Origin of the sequence: Daejeonella lutea (assembly GCF_900168015.1) — a bacterium.
GTDB lineage: Bacteria > Bacteroidota > Bacteroidia > Sphingobacteriales > Sphingobacteriaceae > Daejeonella > Daejeonella lutea.
In genome coordinates, this window is the sequence record NZ_FUYR01000003.1 from 1 (window position 1) to 17,214 (window position 17,214).

At 42.0% G+C, this 17,214-nt stretch carries 13 protein-coding genes; 8 read left to right on the forward strand and 5 right to left on the reverse strand.

The features are described from left to right. Positions 1-363 precede the first annotated feature (363 nt). Positions 364-1,281 carry a class I SAM-dependent methyltransferase gene (locus tag B5X60_RS13615; protein WP_170878459.1) on the reverse strand — a complete coding sequence of 306 codons (918 nt, stop codon included), beginning with the start codon at positions 1,279-1,281 and terminating at the stop codon, positions 364-366. Positions 1,282-1,394: 113 nt separating this feature from the next. Then, the gene (gene dxs / locus B5X60_RS13620; protein WP_079703281.1) at positions 1,395-3,323 is read right to left on the reverse strand and encodes a 1-deoxy-D-xylulose-5-phosphate synthase; all 1,929 of its coding nucleotides are present in this window, start codon (positions 3,321-3,323) and stop codon (positions 1,395-1,397) included. A gap of 572 nt (positions 3,324-3,895) precedes the next feature. On the opposite strand from dxs, the gene B5X60_RS13625 reads away from it, so the two are divergent. The 3 genes from B5X60_RS13625 (at position 3,896) to B5X60_RS13635 (ending at position 9,516) form a co-directional block, all read left to right on the forward strand. Continuing rightward, complete coding sequence (locus tag B5X60_RS13625) at positions 3,896-4,648, forward strand: segregation and condensation protein A (RefSeq protein ID WP_079703282.1); 753 nt, start codon at positions 3,896-3,898, stop codon at positions 4,646-4,648. 455 nt (positions 4,649-5,103) lie between these two features. Beyond that, on the forward strand, positions 5,104-6,375 hold the full coding sequence (gene glyA / locus B5X60_RS13630; RefSeq protein WP_079703283.1) for a serine hydroxymethyltransferase: 1,272 nt from the start codon (positions 5,104-5,106) through the stop codon (positions 6,373-6,375). A gap of 12 nt (positions 6,376-6,387) precedes the next feature. Next, entirely contained in the window at positions 6,388-9,516 is a 3,129-nt protein-coding gene (locus tag B5X60_RS13635; protein ID WP_079703284.1) for a PAS domain S-box protein, read from the forward strand. Between the two features lie 169 nt (positions 9,517-9,685). Here B5X60_RS13635 and B5X60_RS13640 read toward each other — a convergent pair whose 3' ends face one another. From B5X60_RS13640 to rlmN, 3 genes are all read right to left on the reverse strand, one after another. Beyond that, positions 9,686-10,414 carry a ComF family protein gene (locus B5X60_RS13640; RefSeq protein ID WP_245803526.1) on the reverse strand — a complete coding sequence of 243 codons (729 nt, stop codon included), beginning with the start codon at positions 10,412-10,414 and terminating at the stop codon, positions 9,686-9,688. After that, positions 10,411-10,803: a GxxExxY protein gene (locus B5X60_RS13645; RefSeq protein WP_245803527.1), complete on the reverse strand. Its 393-nt coding sequence runs from the start codon at positions 10,801-10,803 to the stop codon at positions 10,411-10,413. The genes B5X60_RS13640 and B5X60_RS13645 overlap by 4 nt, the downstream gene beginning before the upstream one ends. 139 nt (positions 10,804-10,942) lie before the next feature. Then, the gene (gene rlmN, locus B5X60_RS13650; RefSeq protein ID WP_079703285.1) at positions 10,943-11,983 is read right to left on the reverse strand and encodes a 23S rRNA (adenine(2503)-C(2))-methyltransferase RlmN; all 1,041 of its coding nucleotides are present in this window, start codon (positions 11,981-11,983) and stop codon (positions 10,943-10,945) included. A 141-nt stretch (positions 11,984-12,124) separates the two neighbouring features. On the opposite strand from rlmN, the gene B5X60_RS13655 reads away from it, so the two are divergent. The 5 genes from B5X60_RS13655 (at position 12,125) to dut (ending at position 17,072) form a co-directional block, all read left to right on the forward strand. Beyond that, the gene (locus tag B5X60_RS13655; RefSeq protein ID WP_079703286.1) at positions 12,125-13,297 is read left to right on the forward strand and encodes an amidohydrolase family protein; all 1,173 of its coding nucleotides are present in this window, start codon (positions 12,125-12,127) and stop codon (positions 13,295-13,297) included. Positions 13,298-13,443: 146 nt separating this feature from the next. After that, positions 13,444-14,388, forward strand: coding sequence for an NAD(P)H-dependent flavin oxidoreductase (locus B5X60_RS13660; protein WP_079703287.1), 945 nt, complete (start codon positions 13,444-13,446; stop codon positions 14,386-14,388). A 352-nt stretch (positions 14,389-14,740) separates the two neighbouring features. Further along, positions 14,741-15,013 carry an acylphosphatase gene (locus B5X60_RS13670; RefSeq protein WP_079703289.1) on the forward strand — a complete coding sequence of 91 codons (273 nt, stop codon included), beginning with the start codon at positions 14,741-14,743 and terminating at the stop codon, positions 15,011-15,013. Positions 15,014-15,031: 18 nt separating this feature from the next. Continuing rightward, a complete protein-coding gene (locus tag B5X60_RS13675) occupies positions 15,032-16,582 on the forward strand; it encodes an oligosaccharide flippase family protein (RefSeq protein ID WP_079703290.1) in 1,551 nt (516 codons plus the stop codon). A gap of 55 nt (positions 16,583-16,637) precedes the next feature. Next, positions 16,638-17,072, forward strand: coding sequence for a dUTP diphosphatase (dut, locus tag B5X60_RS13680; RefSeq protein WP_079703291.1), 435 nt, complete (start codon positions 16,638-16,640; stop codon positions 17,070-17,072). Positions 17,073-17,214: the final 142 nt, after the last annotated feature.

The window sequence follows — 17,214 nt, forward strand, 5'->3', positions numbered from 1 at the left end:
CGCTATAATACGACGATCACTATTGCAGTTCTCCAAATAACCAACCAGCATAAGCTTCATAAATACAACCGGATCAATGCTACGCTGGCCCTCTGAACCATAATACTTATTCGTTGCTTTATATAAAAAGCTGAAGTCGATTATCTGATTTAATCTCCTGTAGAAATTGTCCTCAGGTACAGCTGAAGAAAGTTGAAAATTGAGGAAGAGCTTTTCTTGATATTTTTTCTTTCCCTGCATGATCTAATTTCAGGAAAAGTGCCTTTTTAGAAAAACATGAATTATCAACCGATGTTAGTTGTGCAACGGTCACCTAAAGCAAAAAGTATGTGAATTTCCGCCGGCAAGAGGCGGTAACAAACGTCATTCTTCAGCCGAATACCTAAAACCCCGATAAGAAGCAAGCAACTCCCTATCACTCAACAAATATCCCTCTTCCTTTCTCCCTAAAAAATAAAAGCCACTAGCTGCATCAATGGTTCCTGTGCTCTTGTTAAGTATAATATCGAAGTATTTTATCCAAAAAAATAAAAATGTTCCGCCATAACTTAAGATGCGGTCGACTTTTTTGGTGTTAGCAAAGCTCGTAAGAAAATATTTTAAAGACCATACCAGTGCAGAACCAGCTCCGGCAACGACACCGCTGCTGATTTCATTGAATTTCCGGAACATGCGGCGGTGGCCAAGATGGGTAAATCTTAAAAAGTCATATTTGCCCCCGTGTACCTGCTGCATAAACGGTGTTTCAGCATAGATAAGGCCTTTGTTTTTCAGAACACGGTGCATCTCCCTTACACATTGAAATGGATCAAGTACATGTTCCAGGACGGCCTGGGCGATAATCAGATCAAAGCTCTCGTCTGCGAATGGAATTTCATGGGCATCGCAAATTACCGTGGTATTTGGGCCATAAGAAACATCGGTCTCGACCAACATGTCGTCTGTATCCAGAATTTGTTTTAGGTGTTTAATGCCCACCCCGTCCACACTACCACCCAAAATCAAAATCCGCAGGGGTTTTTGGCCTTGGAGGAGGAAAGCCATATCCTGATAGTTTTTCTCACTAACATTGTTGTAAGTTATATCTGGCTGAACCTTTTTGAGAAAACGTATTGTCTTATTATTGTAGGTCTTAAAAAATATATCGCCTTCAACTTCAAAATCTTTTTGTTCAAAAAGATCGTTTTGCGGGTTTATAAGAATGGGGATGCCGTTAAAAACAGGGTATGTGGCGTTACAACCAGCATCTGTGCATTTGAAAATATCATCTCTAAATTGCATTGGTTTTTTACACGCAGGGCAGACAATGATTTGCTCTAAGGCAGATTGATCCATTCTAATTTATTCAGATAAGGTTGGGGAATTTACTACTTGTTTAAATAAATCTAAACGTCTCAGGAAGCGATTGATTTCGTCGTCCGGCTTACAGCTAGTTTTTCAACGGACTTAACTATACCCTTGCTGTCATAACCACATTCTGCCCATAGCTCTGGCTGTTCGCCGTGTTCAACTACTTTATCAGGTATACCCAGGCGAATGACATTGGCAGAATAATTATTATCAGCCATAAACTCGATAACTGCGCTACCCATGCCGCCTTGTATGCAACCATCTTCGACGGTAATTACGTTTTTGAATTTGCTGAATACCTGATGAAGTACTGTTTCGTCGAGAGGTTTTGCGAAACGCATGTCGTAGTGGGCTGGATGGATCCCCTCGGAGTTTAATTCGAGACAGGCTTTAACTGCTTCATTTCCGATATGTCCAATACTTAAAATGGCCACGTCCTCACCATCACAAATCATCCTGGCTTTTCCTACCTCGATGGCTTTCATAGGCCGTCTCCAGTCAACCATAACACCATTTCCCCGCGGGTACCGGATACTAAATGGTCCCATATTTTCCTGTTGAGCAGTGAACATCAGGTTTCTAAGCTCTTCTTCGTTCATTGGGGCCGATACGATCATATTTGGAATACAACGCATGTAAGCCAGATCATAAGCACCGTGGTGAGTTGGTCCATCGGAACCAGCGAAGCCGGCACGATCCAGGCAAAAAACCACATTAAGCTTTTGTATTGCAACATCATGAACGACCTGGTCATACGCCCGCTGCATGAATGTGGAGTATATATTGCAAAAAGGAACCATTCCCTGAGTAGCTAGCCCGGCCGAAAACGTAACAGCGTGCTGTTCTGCGATACCCACGTCGAATGCGCGGTCAGGCATCGCCTTCATCATTATGTTTAGCGAAGATCCGGAAGGCATTGCGGGGGTAACGCCCATGATCTTTTTGTTTTGCTCAGCTAATTCGACAATGGTATTGCCAAAGACATCCTGATATTTAGGAGCTAAAGGTTTGTCTGAATTAGTTTTTTTGATTTCACCCGTTATTTTATCGAATAGGCCTGGAGAATGCCATTTTGTTTGGTCTTTTTCTGCCAGAGCATAACCTTTTCCCTTAACGGTTACGCAATGGAGCAATTTCGGTCCAGGGATATCTTTAAGGTCATTAAGAACTTTAACCAGGTGTTTAACATCATGGCCATCAATTGGTCCGAAGTATCTGAATTTAAGCGCTTCGAAAAAATTGCTGCGTTTTAATAATCCGCCTTTTATGGTTTTTTCCACTTTCTTGACCATTTCATGGGCATTAGGACCCAGATCGCTGATTTTAGTCAGGACGTACGATATGTCATCCCTAAAGCGGTTGTATGATTTCGAAGTGGTAATGTCTGTCAAATATTCTTTTAAAGCGCCAACATTTGGGTCGATTGACATACAGTTATCGTTTAGGATAACCAGGATATTCGAATTTTCAATTCCACCATGGTTTAATGCTTCAAAAGCCATCCCGCCTGTCATGGCGCCGTCGCCTATTACTGCAACATGCTGACGGTCGGTTTCTCCTTTATATTGTGATGCGACTGCCATACCCAGCGCAGCTGAGATGGAGGTCGAGGAATGGCCTACTCCAAACGTATCATATTCGCTTTCGGATCTTTTTGGGAAGCCGCTTATTCCTTTATAAATGCGGTTGGTATGGAACGAATGTCTTCTTCCCGTCAGGATCTTATGACCATAAGCCTGGTGGCCAACGTCCCATACAAGCTGGTCGTACGGGGTGTTAAGTACATAATGAAGTGCAACTGTTAATTCAACAACGCCCAGGCTAGACCCAAAATGGCCACCGTTAACCGAGACCGTATCTACAATAAACTGTCTGAGTTCGTTGCAGATCCGAACGAGGTCTGCCTCGCTAAATTTTTTAAGATCAGCAGGATAGTTTATCTGCTCAAGAAATTCGCCCGCCTTAACTTCCATGTAGGTTTTGTAATAGTTGAATTTACAAAATTAAGTTATTTAATGGGAAGTAGAAAATGAAGAAGGAGGAATGAAGGAGGAGGAATGAAGGAGGAGGCAGGAAGTAGGAAGTAGCATGCAGGAGGCACGAGAAATTATGATATTGAAGTTCCGCTTCCCCCTTATTAATCGCAACACCCCATTCTTACGCGATTATTTCGACGAACGGCCAAAACTTCAATGTATAAGTTCTCCCGTCAAGCTCGGAGAAATCTCAATCTCCCCACTACCGCCCGTCGTCATTCCGACCGAAGGGAGGAACCTCTTGATCTATATTGGGTTCCTCCCTTCGGTCGGAATGACGTTTATATGCCATAAGGAATAGAGATTTCTTCTCGCATCACATTTCTCGACGAATTAGAGGAACCCGCCCGCTCGTCGAAATTCTCATAAGTTAAGGTAGGATACTTTGTTAGTCCTCTCCGCCCAGCTCTGACTTCAGACCTCCGACTTCCGACTTCATTCTTCATTCTTCCTGCCTCATACCTCATACTTCCCATCTTTAAAACATTTCTCGTAACTTAACCTGCCCAATGCAACCCGCCGACAACTTCGAAATCCGTCTCCCACAATTTGAAGGCCCTTTTGACCTTCTCTTATTTTTCATTGAGAGAGACGAGCTTGATATTCAGGATGTCCCGATTGCAAAAATTACGGACGACTTTCTCGAGTATCTGCATCACATGAACAGCCTCAATATCGAGTTGGCAAGCGAATTTATTTTTGTTGCTGCCACGCTGATGCGGATCAAAGCGAAAATGTTACTGCCGCGACCCGACCTTGACGAGGAAGGAAACGAGATTGACCTCAAGCGGGATCTGATACAAAAGCTTATTGAGTATAAAAAGATAAAACTTGTAACCGAAGAGTTTAGACTCCTCGAGAACGAGCGCTTTCAACTGGAAAAACGCGGTAACATCCCGTTCGATCTGCAGCAGGTTGCTTTAACCTCCGAACCGGGTGAGGAACTTGAATCTTTTGATTTGTACAAATTGATGATGACCTATGTGAGGGTTCTCAATAAAAGCAAGCAGCGGGATAGTCATGCAGAACATATCGTAGAGCAATATCCTTATAATATTGAAGATCAAAAAACTGTAATAAAGCAGCTGCTCGAGATAAACAAAAGACTTGATTTTAAACACCTGCTGTCAAACTCTGAGAATAAGGTACATTTTGTTTATAATTTCCTGGCATTACTGGAGATGATCCAGCAGGATCTGATCACGATACAGACGGGGCTGGGGTATAATAATTTTTGGGTTGAAGGGAAGGGTAATCAATAAAATTGGTGGGAGATTCCCGCTTTCGCGGGAATGACAATTGTATCTATAAAGTTGGTGGGGTGAGGATTTTGCGGCAAGGGCCGCAAAATCCTCACCCCACCCAAACAGCACAGCGCCCGTGTCATCCCCACGAAAGTGGGGATCTCCTCTGCGTGTACTCTGCAGCTTTGCATGCTAGTTATCTGCGCTTTTGCTGGTTCTCTGAGAGCTCTGTGTTATTATTAGCTGTGCAACTCTGTGTCCCTCCGTGCTCTTTGGGGTTAAAAAAACTAATACGGCGACCTCTGCGTCCTCTGTATGTACTTTGCGTTTTCTGTGGTAAAAATCGATGGTCAGGCAAGCGCCAAGCGCTCAACCAAAGCTTTTCCCCCCTTACTTTAATGTCAATCAAATCTTAATTTGTATTTTTACCCTTAGTATTTATTTTATATCCCCCAAAACACTTTATTACATCCATGAAGAGAGATAAACTTATTTTTAGTCTGATTGAAGAAGAACAAGAACGTCAGGAAACTGGCCTGGAGTTAATAGCATCAGAAAATTTCGTAAGCAAGCAGGTAATGGAAGCTGCTGGTTCAGTTCTGACCAACAAATACGCGGAAGGTTTGCCTGGAAAGAGATACTACGGGGGATGTGAAGTTGTAGATGAAGTTGAAAATATTGCAATAGAACGTGCAAAAGAATTATTCAATGCCGCCTGGGTAAACGTGCAGCCGCATTCAGGTGCTCAGGCTAATGCTGCAGTGCTTCTTGCACTTTTAAACGCTGGTGACAAGATTCTTGGATTTGACCTGTCTCATGGTGGACACCTGACCCATGGCTCGCCAGTGAATTTTTCGGGAAAACTCTATCAACCATTTTTCTATGGTGTTGACAAGGAAACGGGCCTGATCGATTATAAAAACCTGGAAAAAGTAGCTCTTAAGGAAAAGCCTAAATTGATCATTTGCGGGGCTTCGGCATATTCCAGAGACTGGGATTATAAGTTTATCAGAGCTGTAGCGGATAAGATCGGTGCTTTGGTGATGGCTGATATTTCTCACCCGGCAGGGCTTATCGCACGTGGTCTGCTTAACGACCCGCTTCCGCATTGCCACGTAGTAACTTCAACCACGCACAAAACTCTAAGGGGACCACGTGGTGGTATGATTATGATGGGTCAGGATTTCGAAAATCCAATGGGGCAAAAGACTCCAAAAGGAGAAATCAGAATGATGTCATCTGTATTGGATATGGCAGTGTTTCCAGGTACTCAGGGTGGACCATTGGAACATATTATAGCAGCAAAAGCGATAGCCTTTGGCGAGGCTCTTAGTGAAGGATATATGAAATATATTATCCAGGTAAAGAAAAATGCCGAGGCAATGGCCGAAGCATTTGTGGAGCGTGGATATCAGCTAATATCAGGAGGGACTGACAACCATATGATGCTGATTGATCTGCGGAATAAAAATATCACAGGTAAGGACGCCGAAAATGCTCTCGGCGAGGCGGCTATAACTGTTAATAAAAACATGGTTCCATTTGATGATAAATCGCCGTTTGTAACTTCAGGAATACGTGTTGGAACTGCCGCAGTAACCAGCAGGGGTATGAAAGAAAAACAAATGATCAAAATTGTTGAACTAATTGATGAAGTGATTTCTAACCCTGGAAGTGCTTCCAATTTTAAGAAGATTCGGAAAAAGGTTAACGAGATGATGGAAAAATTCCCATTATATTCTTAAAATAAACATCGAATGCTTGATTCTGTTGCAGGGGACCTTGAGAGTTTCCGGTTACAATCTTTGGAGAGTTACCGGATCATTGATTCTTTGCCAGAAGAAGAGTATGACCGCATTACGCGGCTAGCTTCATACATCTTTAAGAAGCCGATTGCGGTCATTGCTTTCGTTGATCATAGTGGTGTTTTCATTAAGTCGCAGCATGGTATCCAGATTGAAAATTACCTCAGGAACGAATCAATTTGCAGATTCACCATTGAAGAAAATCAATTAGTAGTAATACCTGATGCCAGCCTGGATCCCCGTACAGCGAATCTTTCGGGTGTGCTGGCCGATCCTAAAATAAAATTTTATGCCGGTGCTCCTTTACGGTCTCCAGACGGACAAGCCCTGGGCTCCTTAGCCTTAATGGATGTTGTCCCCGGCGATCTTAACAACGAGGAAAAACAGGCATTAACCGATCTTGCGGATGAGGTGGTCGCTCATCTTGAAGCCCGGAAAAAGAATTTGGAACTTCAGGATCTCATCTCCAAACATGAAGAGATCAGCACGATGTTTAATAATTCGGCAGAGCTGCAAAGTATTATGGACCGGAATGGGACCATCCTTGTAGTTAACAAAGCTGTTGAGAAAATGCTGGGCTATACCCCTGAAGAAGGGGAAGGTAAAGCAATATGGGATTATTTCCCTGAAGAGGACCTGCAGAGGCTTGTTCCTATTTTTACTGAAGGCTTGTCTGCCGGAAAGAAGAACTTCGAAGTTGAGGCCAGGATAAAATTGAAAGATGGTACCGCAAAATGGATGGGATGGTCGCTCGCTGTCAAGAACAATAAATGGTATGCAAATGGCAGGGATATAAGCGAACAAAAGAAAATGATTGCGGAGCTGGAGCAGTTATCACTTGTTGCGAATAAAGTCAACAATGGAGTGGTAATTAGTGATAGCAGGAGCCGCGTCATATGGTCCAACGAGGCTTCGGAAAACATCACAGGGTATAGTCTTAAAGATCTACAAGGACACCGGCTGGGCGATATATTATCCGGCGAAAAAACCGATAAAGAAGTTTTGGGAAGTGCCCGGGAGAAGACAAAAAACAAACTTCCCTTCAATGTCGATCTTTTGGCTTACAGGAAAGACGGAACACCTATCTGGTTATCAATATTAAACTCCGTTGTTCTTGACAGTTACGGAAATATTGATAAAGAGGTTGAGGTGATTATCGATATAACATCGCGGAAAAAAGTAGAAGAAGATCTCGAAACTCTTTCGCTGGTTGCCAGTAAGTCTGCCAGTGGTGTAGTTATTCGTGATGGCCAGGGCAAGGTTATATGGATAAATTCTGCTACAGAGGCCATGCTGGGATACAATCTTGAGGAGCTTCAGGGTAAGCGATTGAGTGAAGTGGTGGTCGGTAATGTCACTGATACAGCAACATTGGAAGAGGCCCGGCAAGCGATTGCAGAGAACAAATCTTATCGGATTGATCTGCAGATATACAGGAAAGATGGAACACCAATCTGGATTCACGCGTCTACAACCCCGATACTGAATGATGCGGGCGAAATTGAGCGGCAGGTCGAAATCATAACTGATATAACTGAACGGAAAAATACTGAAGAGCAACTTACCCTACTGTCTCTGGTAGCAAGCAAAACAATAAATGGCGTAGCTATTAGTACAAGTGATGGAAAAATAAAATGGGTCAATGATGCCCTCGAAAAGCTTACTGGCTACACTCTTGAGGATTTCAAAAATACACGTCCCGGTGACTTACTGGCCGGTGAAGGGACAGATAAAAATTTGCTTGAGGCAGCCCGCAAGAATGCTATGGCGTCTATTCCCTCGACCATTGAAATACTAAATTATAAAAAGGACGGTACTCCTATCTGGCTTTCAATTTCGAATACGCCTACTTTTACTAAAGATGGAACACCAGATCAGCAGGTGGAGATCATAAATGACATTTCAGAGCGTAAATTAGCAGAGCAGGAACTAATTAAGACCCGCGAGGAAGCGCTTCAGTTGAGCAAGGCGAAAGAAACCTTTTTGTCAGTCATGAGCCACGAGATAAGGACACCTCTAAATGCCGTTATCGGGATGTCTCATATTTTGATGGATGATAATCCTACGGAGTCGCAGATGGAGAATTTGAAGATTCTCGGCTTCTCTGCTCAGAATCTGCTCAAGTTGATAAATGACATTCTCGATTTCACAAAAATTGAGACCGGGAACATGGTTCTGGAAAATGTAAATGTTAATCTTAAGGAACTGGTGTCTCAGACTTTGAATTCACTTCAATTCAAAACCGCAGAAAAGGCGGTAGTTCTTAAATCAGAAATAGATCACCGTATCCCCACATACGTTAAGGGTGATAATACGCGTTTATATCAGATACTGATCAATCTGTTAGGTAATTCTGTTAAATTCACTGAAGTTGGAGAGGTCAAGCTGAAGCTGGACCTTGTCCAGGAAACGAAGAAAACGGTAAGAGTTCGTTTTGAAATTTCAGATACAGGGATTGGGATAGAACCTGATAAAATTGACTTAATATTCGAATCATACACACAGGCTAGTTCAGACACGACACGGAAATATGGGGGTACAGGATTGGGGCTTGCTATTACCCGAAGCCTTCTGCTTTTGCACAATTCCAGTATCGAGGTTGAAAGCGAGCGTGGAAAAGGCTCGAAATTTAGTTTTATTATCGACTTCAATCGCTCTCAGGAATCAATTATGTTAGAAGAAAATAAATCTCCCGTTGAGCAGTTACAGGCGACAATACTGGTAGTTGATGACAATGAAATCAATCGCATACTAGCCAGTAAAGTTCTTTCGAAATGGGGTGTGAAAGTAGATTTTGCCGAGAACGGAAAAGTTGCTCTTGATAAAGTTGTTGACAGTCAATATGATCTCGTGCTGATGGATCTGCACATGCCGGTAATGGACGGTATGGATGCTGCCCGTGCAATTAGAAAATTAGGAGGAGCTTATACAAAATTGCCAATCGTTGCCCTTACAGCATCTCTTTTTGCCCATGAGCTAGAAACAATTAGTGAATGTGGAATGGACGGATATGTAATGAAGCCATTCGTTCCTGGCGAACTTTATGCGAAGATAAGCACGCTTCTTAAGCGCCGGGGCTGATAAAGAAGAAAAAGCCGGAACCTAAAAGGTATCCAGCTCTTTCTATCTAAATTAACGCTCTCGATATATTATACGCTGAAACCTTCGATATGTTTCATGAGTGGTAAAAAAAACTTCAATTAGTTTTCAAGCATTTGATTTTCAGCCGAATAAATTTTTAAGGAAAGAGCTATTCAGCAAAAGCAATTGTAGCGACACTAATTCTGACGTTATTGAGCTCGAGCAACACGATGCAACATGCCTCCAATGTTGCCCCTGTCGTCATGACATCATCAACAACAAGAATGTGTTTATTCCTCAATGCATTTTCATCCAGGCACATAAATGCTCCACTAAGATTCTCATACCTGGCGAATCGTGATTTTTTTGTTTGTGTGTCCGTGTTTTCTATGCGGATTAAATTGTTCGATTTCATAGGTACAGCCAGGGTTGATGCTATCCCATTTGCGATATATTCACTCTGATTGTATCCGCGTTTTTTTAATTTTCCTGGATGGAGTGGGACGGGAATAATAAAATCCGGGATCTGCCATGACTCGGAAGTTCTTAATGCATGGGCATATAGCTGGCCCATTCTGAAACCTGCCTCAGGCTTCTTATTATATTTCAGCTGATGCATGATATTCTGCACTCTTCCCCCTTTGTTGAAATAGACAAATGACGATGCCTGGACGAATGAAAATCTGCCCCAGAGCTGTTTCGCGAGTCTGTTTTGCGGATCGTTATGGAAGTTTGTTACTGGAAGATGATAAATGCAGTTTGTGCATATTGATTGTTCGTTGTTAAACAGGTTTGTGCCGCAGCCGGCGCAAAGGTCTGGGAAGAAGAGGGAGATGAAATCGTGAAGGTATGGAATAATTTTACCACGGAGAACACGGAGAATTACACAGAGTTTCACAGAGAGTATGGGCCGTTAAGCAGGCGTTTGATGCCATCTTTTAATCGAACGACATTAAAGTTTATTAGCAAACCAATTTTATAGTTGCCCAACTTCATATAGTTTATCGTTTGTGCAAGGTGTACATCACTAAGAGATGCAACACTTTTTATTTCAACAACTAAGGTTCCCTCTACTAAAAGATCCACTCTATAACCACATTCGAGTTCTACGTCTTCAAAGATTAAAGGGACGGATTTTTCTGTTTCAACGAAGATCCCTGATTCTCTAAGTTTATAGGCCAGGCATTCACTATAGGCCCTTTCCAGCAGTCCAGGGCCTAAAGCCGAGTGAACTTCAATTGCTGCCCCGATAACGATACCCGTAATTTCATTCTTGGAAATGTCCATTCTCTGTGTCCTCCGTGTCTTCTTCGTGCTCTCTGTGGTTTGCCCACTAAGTCTGTCAAAGTCGCCTATTGGATTTGAAAATAACTATTTCTCTTAGCGGTTAAAGTTGGGTGGGATATACTATTTAGAAAACGGAGAATTAACTCTTCACCGCCAGCTGTCCGCAGGCCGCGTCAATGTCTTTACCCCGGCTTCGGCGGATATTGGTATTGATACCTTGCTTGCGCAGATAGGTAGCAAATTGATCGGTTTTATCGATGTCAGCATTCTCAAAATCAGCAAAACTGATTGGATTATATTCAATAATATTTACTTTACAAGGGATGTGTTTACAGAACTTTGCGAGTTCCTCAGCGTCTTGTAAATTGTCATTAAAGCCATTAAAAATGATGTATTCGTAAGTGACCGGATTCCTGGTTTTGGAAAAATAGTATTTAAGAGATTCTGCGAGTGCCTTCAAAGAATTTTGCTCATTGATCGGCATAATTGTATTTCTTTTTTCATCATTGGCAGCATGCAGCGATAGCGCAAGGTTAAATCGTACCTCATCATCACCAAGTTTACGGATCATCTTTGCAATCCCAGCCGTGGAAACCGTAATCCGTTTCGCAGCCATGTTCAAACCATCTTTCGCGGTTATCCGTTCGATCGATTTAAGAACATTAGCGTAGTTTAGCAGCGGCTCGCCCATTCCCATGTATACGATGTTCGTGAGAGGAGCCTGGTAGTTTTCTTTCGCCTGGCGATCAATCAGCACAACCTGGTCATAAATCTCATCGGGATTAAGATTTCTCTTTCTATCCATGTAACCTGTTGCACAAAATTTACAGGTGAGGCTGCAACCGACCTGGGAGCTGACACAGGCGGTCATTCTATCTGTTGCCGGTATGAGTACACCTTCAATTATATTATCGTCATACAATTTGAAGGTATTTTTTATTGTTTTATCAGAGCTGAACTGAGATTGGTGAATGTTTACATTATTAATTGTGAACGAGCTCTTCAATTTCTCCCGCAAAGGCTTTGATAGATTAGTCATTTCTTCAAAGTCAGTACAAGATTTTTCCCACAGCCATTCAAAAACTTGTTTAGCGCGAAACGCGGGTTCACCCAGTGCAGAAAAATGCTCCCTAAGCTTATCTATAGATAAGGCCCTGATATCAGTTTTAGAATTCTCCATGAGATTCTGCAAAGTTACCAATCAAAATTTGGAAAAAAGTATTAACCTTTTTACATGATGTTCGTATGACCGAGTGACAAATTGTTATATTTAAATATTTATTTAACCTGTGATTAATCATTTCCCTTCCGCAACCTCGGCATGATCAAATATGTTAGTGCTGATTACATTTTTCCCATTAATGCCCCGCCGCTAAAAAATGGGATTGTTTCATTTGATGAGCGAGGAGAGATCCTTAACTTATACGAAAAAGCTAATGCCGAAATAAATGGACCTGTTGAACGCCTTGAAGGGGTAATTGTTCCGGGATTCATTAACTCCCATTGCCATCTGGAGTTGTCGCATATGAAGGGTAAAGTTGCTCCGGGTTCCGGACTTATTCCTTTTCTTACTAATGTTATCACTCACAGATCATCGGAGGAGAAGGAAATCCTGGAGGCCATGAAGGACGCGGATCAGGTTATGCAACAGAACGGGATAGTTGCAGTTGGTGATATATCGAATAATCTGCTTTCTAAAAACATTAAAAAGGAAAGTTACATTCATTACCACACATTTGTTGAGTTTCTGGGCTTCGAGCCAAAAAATGCGGAAAGCATATATAAAAAAGCCATTGCTTTATTAAGAGATTTCTCGCCGAGCCCGGCATCGCTAGCGCCCCATGCGCCATATTCTGTTTCTAAAGATTTGCTAAAGTTATTTCAAAAGAATTCTGAAGGGCGTTCGGAACTTACCAGTATGCATAATCAGGAAAGTGATGATGAAAATCAATTATTTCGATACAAGACTGGGAAGTTTCTTGATTTTTATAAGGCACTGAACATAAATATTGATTTTTTTAAGCCGCAGGCACGAAATTCCATCCAGTCGGTAATTCCCATATTTGCACCTCAGCAAAGGATACTGCTCGTTCACAATACATACACCAGTTTGAAAGACATTTATTTTGCTAACCGTTTTAATCGTGATATTCACTGGTGTTTTTGTCCAAAAGCCAATATTTACATCGAGGGAAGACTCCCCAAAATCGAGATTTTCCAGTTTCACGACTTTAACATCACAGTAGGAACTGATAGTCTTGCATCTAACGATAAATTGTGTATTCTTTCTGAATTGAAGATGATTAAGCAGCATTTTCCTTCCTTGGCCTTTCCGGACATCCTCCGTTGGGCGACAATTAATGGAGCACGATTTTTAGGTATCGATAATAAATACGGTTCGATAGAGCAGGGGAAAAAACCGGGACTGAACCTTATAACGAATACGGATGGTTTGGAGATTACATCACAATCTGAAGTGAGGAGAATAGTTTAGTGAGTTGAGAATTGAGAATGGAAAGTTGAGATTGAAGATTGAGAATTGGGAGTTTGAAAATAAGGATTGACACAACGTTTAAATTTCTCAACTCTCCATTTAGCTATATTTGCTCTTTGTCGGGAAAAGATCCAACTTTACTTCTCATGAATGCTATAAAAAAGCTTTTCAACATCGAATTCCCAATTGTTCAGGCCGGTATGGTGTGGTGCAGCGGGTGGCGTTTAGCTTCAGAGGTTTCAAATGCTGGCGGACTCGGTCTTATTGGGGCCGGATCTATGGGGCCGGACTTATTGCGCGAGCACATCAGGAAATGTAAACAGGCTACTTCAAAACCATTCGGGGTAAATGTACCCTTATTGTATCGTGATATCGACCGGGTTTTCGAGATTTTGGTAGAAGAAAAAGTCGACATCGTTTTTACTTCTGCCGGGGATCCTTCAAAATGGACAACATATTTAAAGGAAAATCAAATTAAGGTCGTACATGTGATCGCAAACAAAAAATTTGCCCTGAAAGCGGAAAAAAGCGGCGTTGATGCCATTGTGGCTGAGGGCTTTGAAGCAGGTGGACATAATGGAAGGGAAGAAACGACTACCATGTGCTTGATTCCCGAAATCTGCGATTCTGTTAGAATCCCTGTTATTGCCGCAGGAGGTATCGGAAGCGGGAGAGCTATGCTTGCGGCCTTCGCACTTGGAGCTGAAGGCGTGCAGGTAGGTTCGCTGTTTGCAGCTTCAAAAGAATCGTCGGCTCACGATAACTTTAAAAGGGCAATAATTAACTCAAACGAGGGTGATACCAAATTGAGTATGAAATCACTCATTCCCGTAAGATTAATGAAAAACGACTTCTTTCATGAAGTGGAAAAGGCCGAGGCCAATGGAGCTACCCGTTCGGATTTAATGGAACTTTTGGGTAAAGGAAGAGCAAAAGCGGGTATGTTCGAGGGTGATCTGGATGCGGGTGAACTGGAGATAGGTCAAATTGCATCAAGTATTCGTGAGATAAAACCTGCCCGGGATATTTTAATGGACTTGTGGCAAGAATTTATTAGTGAAAAAGAGAGGATTCGGAAGATGGTGGTTTGAGTGGGGTCTAATGTTTATTTGATGTTATTTACAGAAGTAAAAAATTGGTCGGGCTTTGCCGATGTTTGAAATTGGATTTTATAGAGAGCTGAGAGGTTCCAGCGTTCGCTGGAATGACAAATCGTTGGGGCAAAATAGGGAGATTCCGGCCATCGCCGGAATCTGAGTTTATCACCTTTCACTTTTTGTAACATGCCGTTTTCAATTGAGTTGCAGGCTCAGATTCCAGCGAAAGCTGAAATCTCCATACTCAATATTAATGCGTTGTCATTCCGGCGAAAGCCGGAACCTCCGGTCAATTATTTTAATAAGTTAAAGTACATTTAGTAGTTTGCCTTTTTTTAAAGTACTTATGAAACATTTAGATATTATCATCTCAGGTCGTGTTCAAGGTGTGTTTTTTAGAGCTACAAGTAAGGCAGTCGCCGATCAGCTTGGTATCAAAGGAACAGCACGTAACAGACCGGATGGGACAGTGGCCATAGAGGCAGAAGGCGATGATTTCTCCCTTGAACTCTTTCTGGAGTTTTGTCATAAAGGCTCTGATCGCTCAGCAGTGGAAAATGTCGAAGTGAAGGAAGGCGAAATGAAAAACTATCGTAATTTTGAAGTTGTACGAAAATAATGCTAATCATTCTCCCCATTGTCAGTAATTAAGAAATTTGCAGGCCAGACTGCTATTTATGGGTTAAGCACTATTATTTCCCGGCTTCTCAACTTCATACTGACGCCGATTTACGTTCGTATTTATCCGGCCAAGGTCTACGGGATTTTTACTGTGATGTTCAGTTGGGCTTCAATTCTAAATGCTGTACTAGCGTTCGGAATGGAAACCACCTTTTTTCGCTACCTCAATAAATATGAAAACGACAAGCAAAAGGTTTATAATAATACGTTTATAGCAATTCTGGCCCTGTCGACTGTTTTCCTGGCTTTCTCTACGCTTTTTGTGGGGGAAATTGCCGCCTGGATGCAGGAAGGAAAACGTTATGATGAAGATTACGCGACATTTATCAAATTCTTCATTTGGATACTTGTCGCCGACGCCTTAGCTGTTATACCGTTTGCAAAGGTTAGAGCTGATGGTCGGCCTGTTCGCTACAGTTTTTTAAAGTTTGTCAATATTCTAACGTTTGTCGGACTGAACCTTTTCTTCATTTTTGTAGCCCCTACGATAATAAGCAAAAATCTTCCCGGTGCAGCTTTCTTATCCGAATGGTTTCGCCCAGGTTGGGTGGGATATGTCTTTCTTTCCAACCTTATTGCAAGTGTGTTGACCCTGATATTGTTGATTCCAGAACTTTTACAAATTCGCTTAAACTATGATGGTAAGCTGCTGAAGGACATGATGTATTATAGCATTCCAGTCCTGATTGCCAACATATCATTTATAATCAATGAAAATTTAGATAAGGTATTTCTTGAAAAATTGTTGCCTCCAAATATCTCGACAACTGAGGTGGGGATCTATGGCGCCTGCAGTAAGATTGCGATATTCCTCAGTATTTTCATCCAGGCTTTCAGGCTGGGGGCCGAACCATTTTTCTTTAGTCACTCAAAAAACAAAAATTCAGGAGTGACGTATGCCAAGATCATGAACTACTTCATAGTAGCCGTCTGCCTGATATTTGTATTGTTAGTAGCGAACATCGAACTTCTCAAATATTTTATTGGGGGCGGTAATAGTATTCTTGCCTACTTTTCGGGAGAAGCCACAGATACGAGCGCCGAAGCTTTACGTCAACAGGCTTTGTACTGGTCGGGCTTGAAGATCGTACCTGTGCTGCTCTTCGGATACCTTAGTCTGGGAATTTATATTAATTTGTCTATTTGGTATAAATTATCCGACCAGACCCGATATGGGTTGTATATATCTGGCATCGGGGCATTACTTACAATTGTCTTGAATTTAATTTTTATACCGCAATTTAGCTTTGTTGCCTCCGCCTGGATATCCCTGACAGTTTACTCCTCAATGGCGGTCCTATCGTACATCTGGGGGCAAAAGAATTACCCTATTCCCTACGAGATAGGGAAAAACATCAGCTACATACTAACATCGGTGACAATCGTTTTTGTATCATTTGTAGTATTTGACCGTAATTTAATCATTGGAAATACCCTGTTTGTTATATTTACGTTAGTTACTTTTTATATTGAGAGAAAAGAATTAAGAAACCTGCTAAGATCATAGAATTAGCGTAATAACTGTATCTCATTTCTCATATCTTTTCTCTCACATCTCAAATATGAACATTAAGATTATCAACAAGTCCGAACACCCTTTACCTGCTTACGAAACCCAGGCGTCTGCTGGTATGGATCTTCGGGCAGATCTGACGGAGCCGGTAATAATTGCCCCGATGGAAAGAAAACTTATCCCAACCGGATTGTTTATCGAGCTTCCTGTAGGCTTTGAGGCGCAGATCAGACCGAGAAGTGGATTGGCACTAAAGCATGGCATTAGTATTTTGAATTCGCCGGGAACTATAGATGCGGATTATCGGGGGGAACTAAAAATATTACTTGTTAATTTTTCAGATAAAGAATTTGAAGTAGAAAATGGCGACCGTGTCGCGCAGATGATTATCTCAAGGCACGAACAGGTAAGCTGGGAAGAAGTCAATATCTTAACAGAGACTGTTCGGGGTGAAGGGGGATATGGGCATACGGGCTTTGTTTAGGTTGAAAGTTGAAAGTTGAAAGTTGAAAGTTGAACGTGGAAAGGTGAAAGTGGAAGGTGGAAGTTGGAGAGTTGAAAGTGGAGAGTGGAGAATTGAGTCGCGCCTGGGACTGATTACGGATTACCAAACTCGGTCAGGTAGA

Coding starts and splice junctions, on each gene's coding strand:
- B5X60_RS13615 (WP_170878459.1), bottom strand. CDS start 1,281: ATGCAATTTAGAGATGATATTTTCAAATGCACAGATGCTGGTTGTAAC.
- dxs (WP_079703281.1), bottom strand. CDS start 3,323: ATGGAAGTTAAGGCGGGCGAATTTCTTGAGCAGATAAACTATCCTGCT.
- B5X60_RS13625 (WP_079703282.1), top strand. CDS start 3,896: ATGCAACCCGCCGACAACTTCGAAATCCGTCTCCCACAATTTGAAGGC.
- glyA (WP_079703283.1), top strand. CDS start 5,104: ATGAAGAGAGATAAACTTATTTTTAGTCTGATTGAAGAAGAACAAGAA.
- B5X60_RS13635 (WP_079703284.1), top strand. CDS start 6,388: ATGCTTGATTCTGTTGCAGGGGACCTTGAGAGTTTCCGGTTACAATCT.
- B5X60_RS13645 (WP_245803527.1), bottom strand. CDS start 10,803: ATGGACATTTCCAAGAATGAAATTACGGGTATCGTTATCGGGGCAGCA.
- rlmN (WP_079703285.1), bottom strand. CDS start 11,983: ATGGAGAATTCTAAAACTGATATCAGGGCCTTATCTATAGATAAGCTT.
- B5X60_RS13655 (WP_079703286.1), top strand. CDS start 12,125: ATGATCAAATATGTTAGTGCTGATTACATTTTTCCCATTAATGCCCCG.
- B5X60_RS13660 (WP_079703287.1), top strand. CDS start 13,444: ATGAATGCTATAAAAAAGCTTTTCAACATCGAATTCCCAATTGTTCAG.
- B5X60_RS13670 (WP_079703289.1), top strand. CDS start 14,741: ATGAAACATTTAGATATTATCATCTCAGGTCGTGTTCAAGGTGTGTTT.
- dut (WP_079703291.1), top strand. CDS start 16,638: ATGAACATTAAGATTATCAACAAGTCCGAACACCCTTTACCTGCTTAC.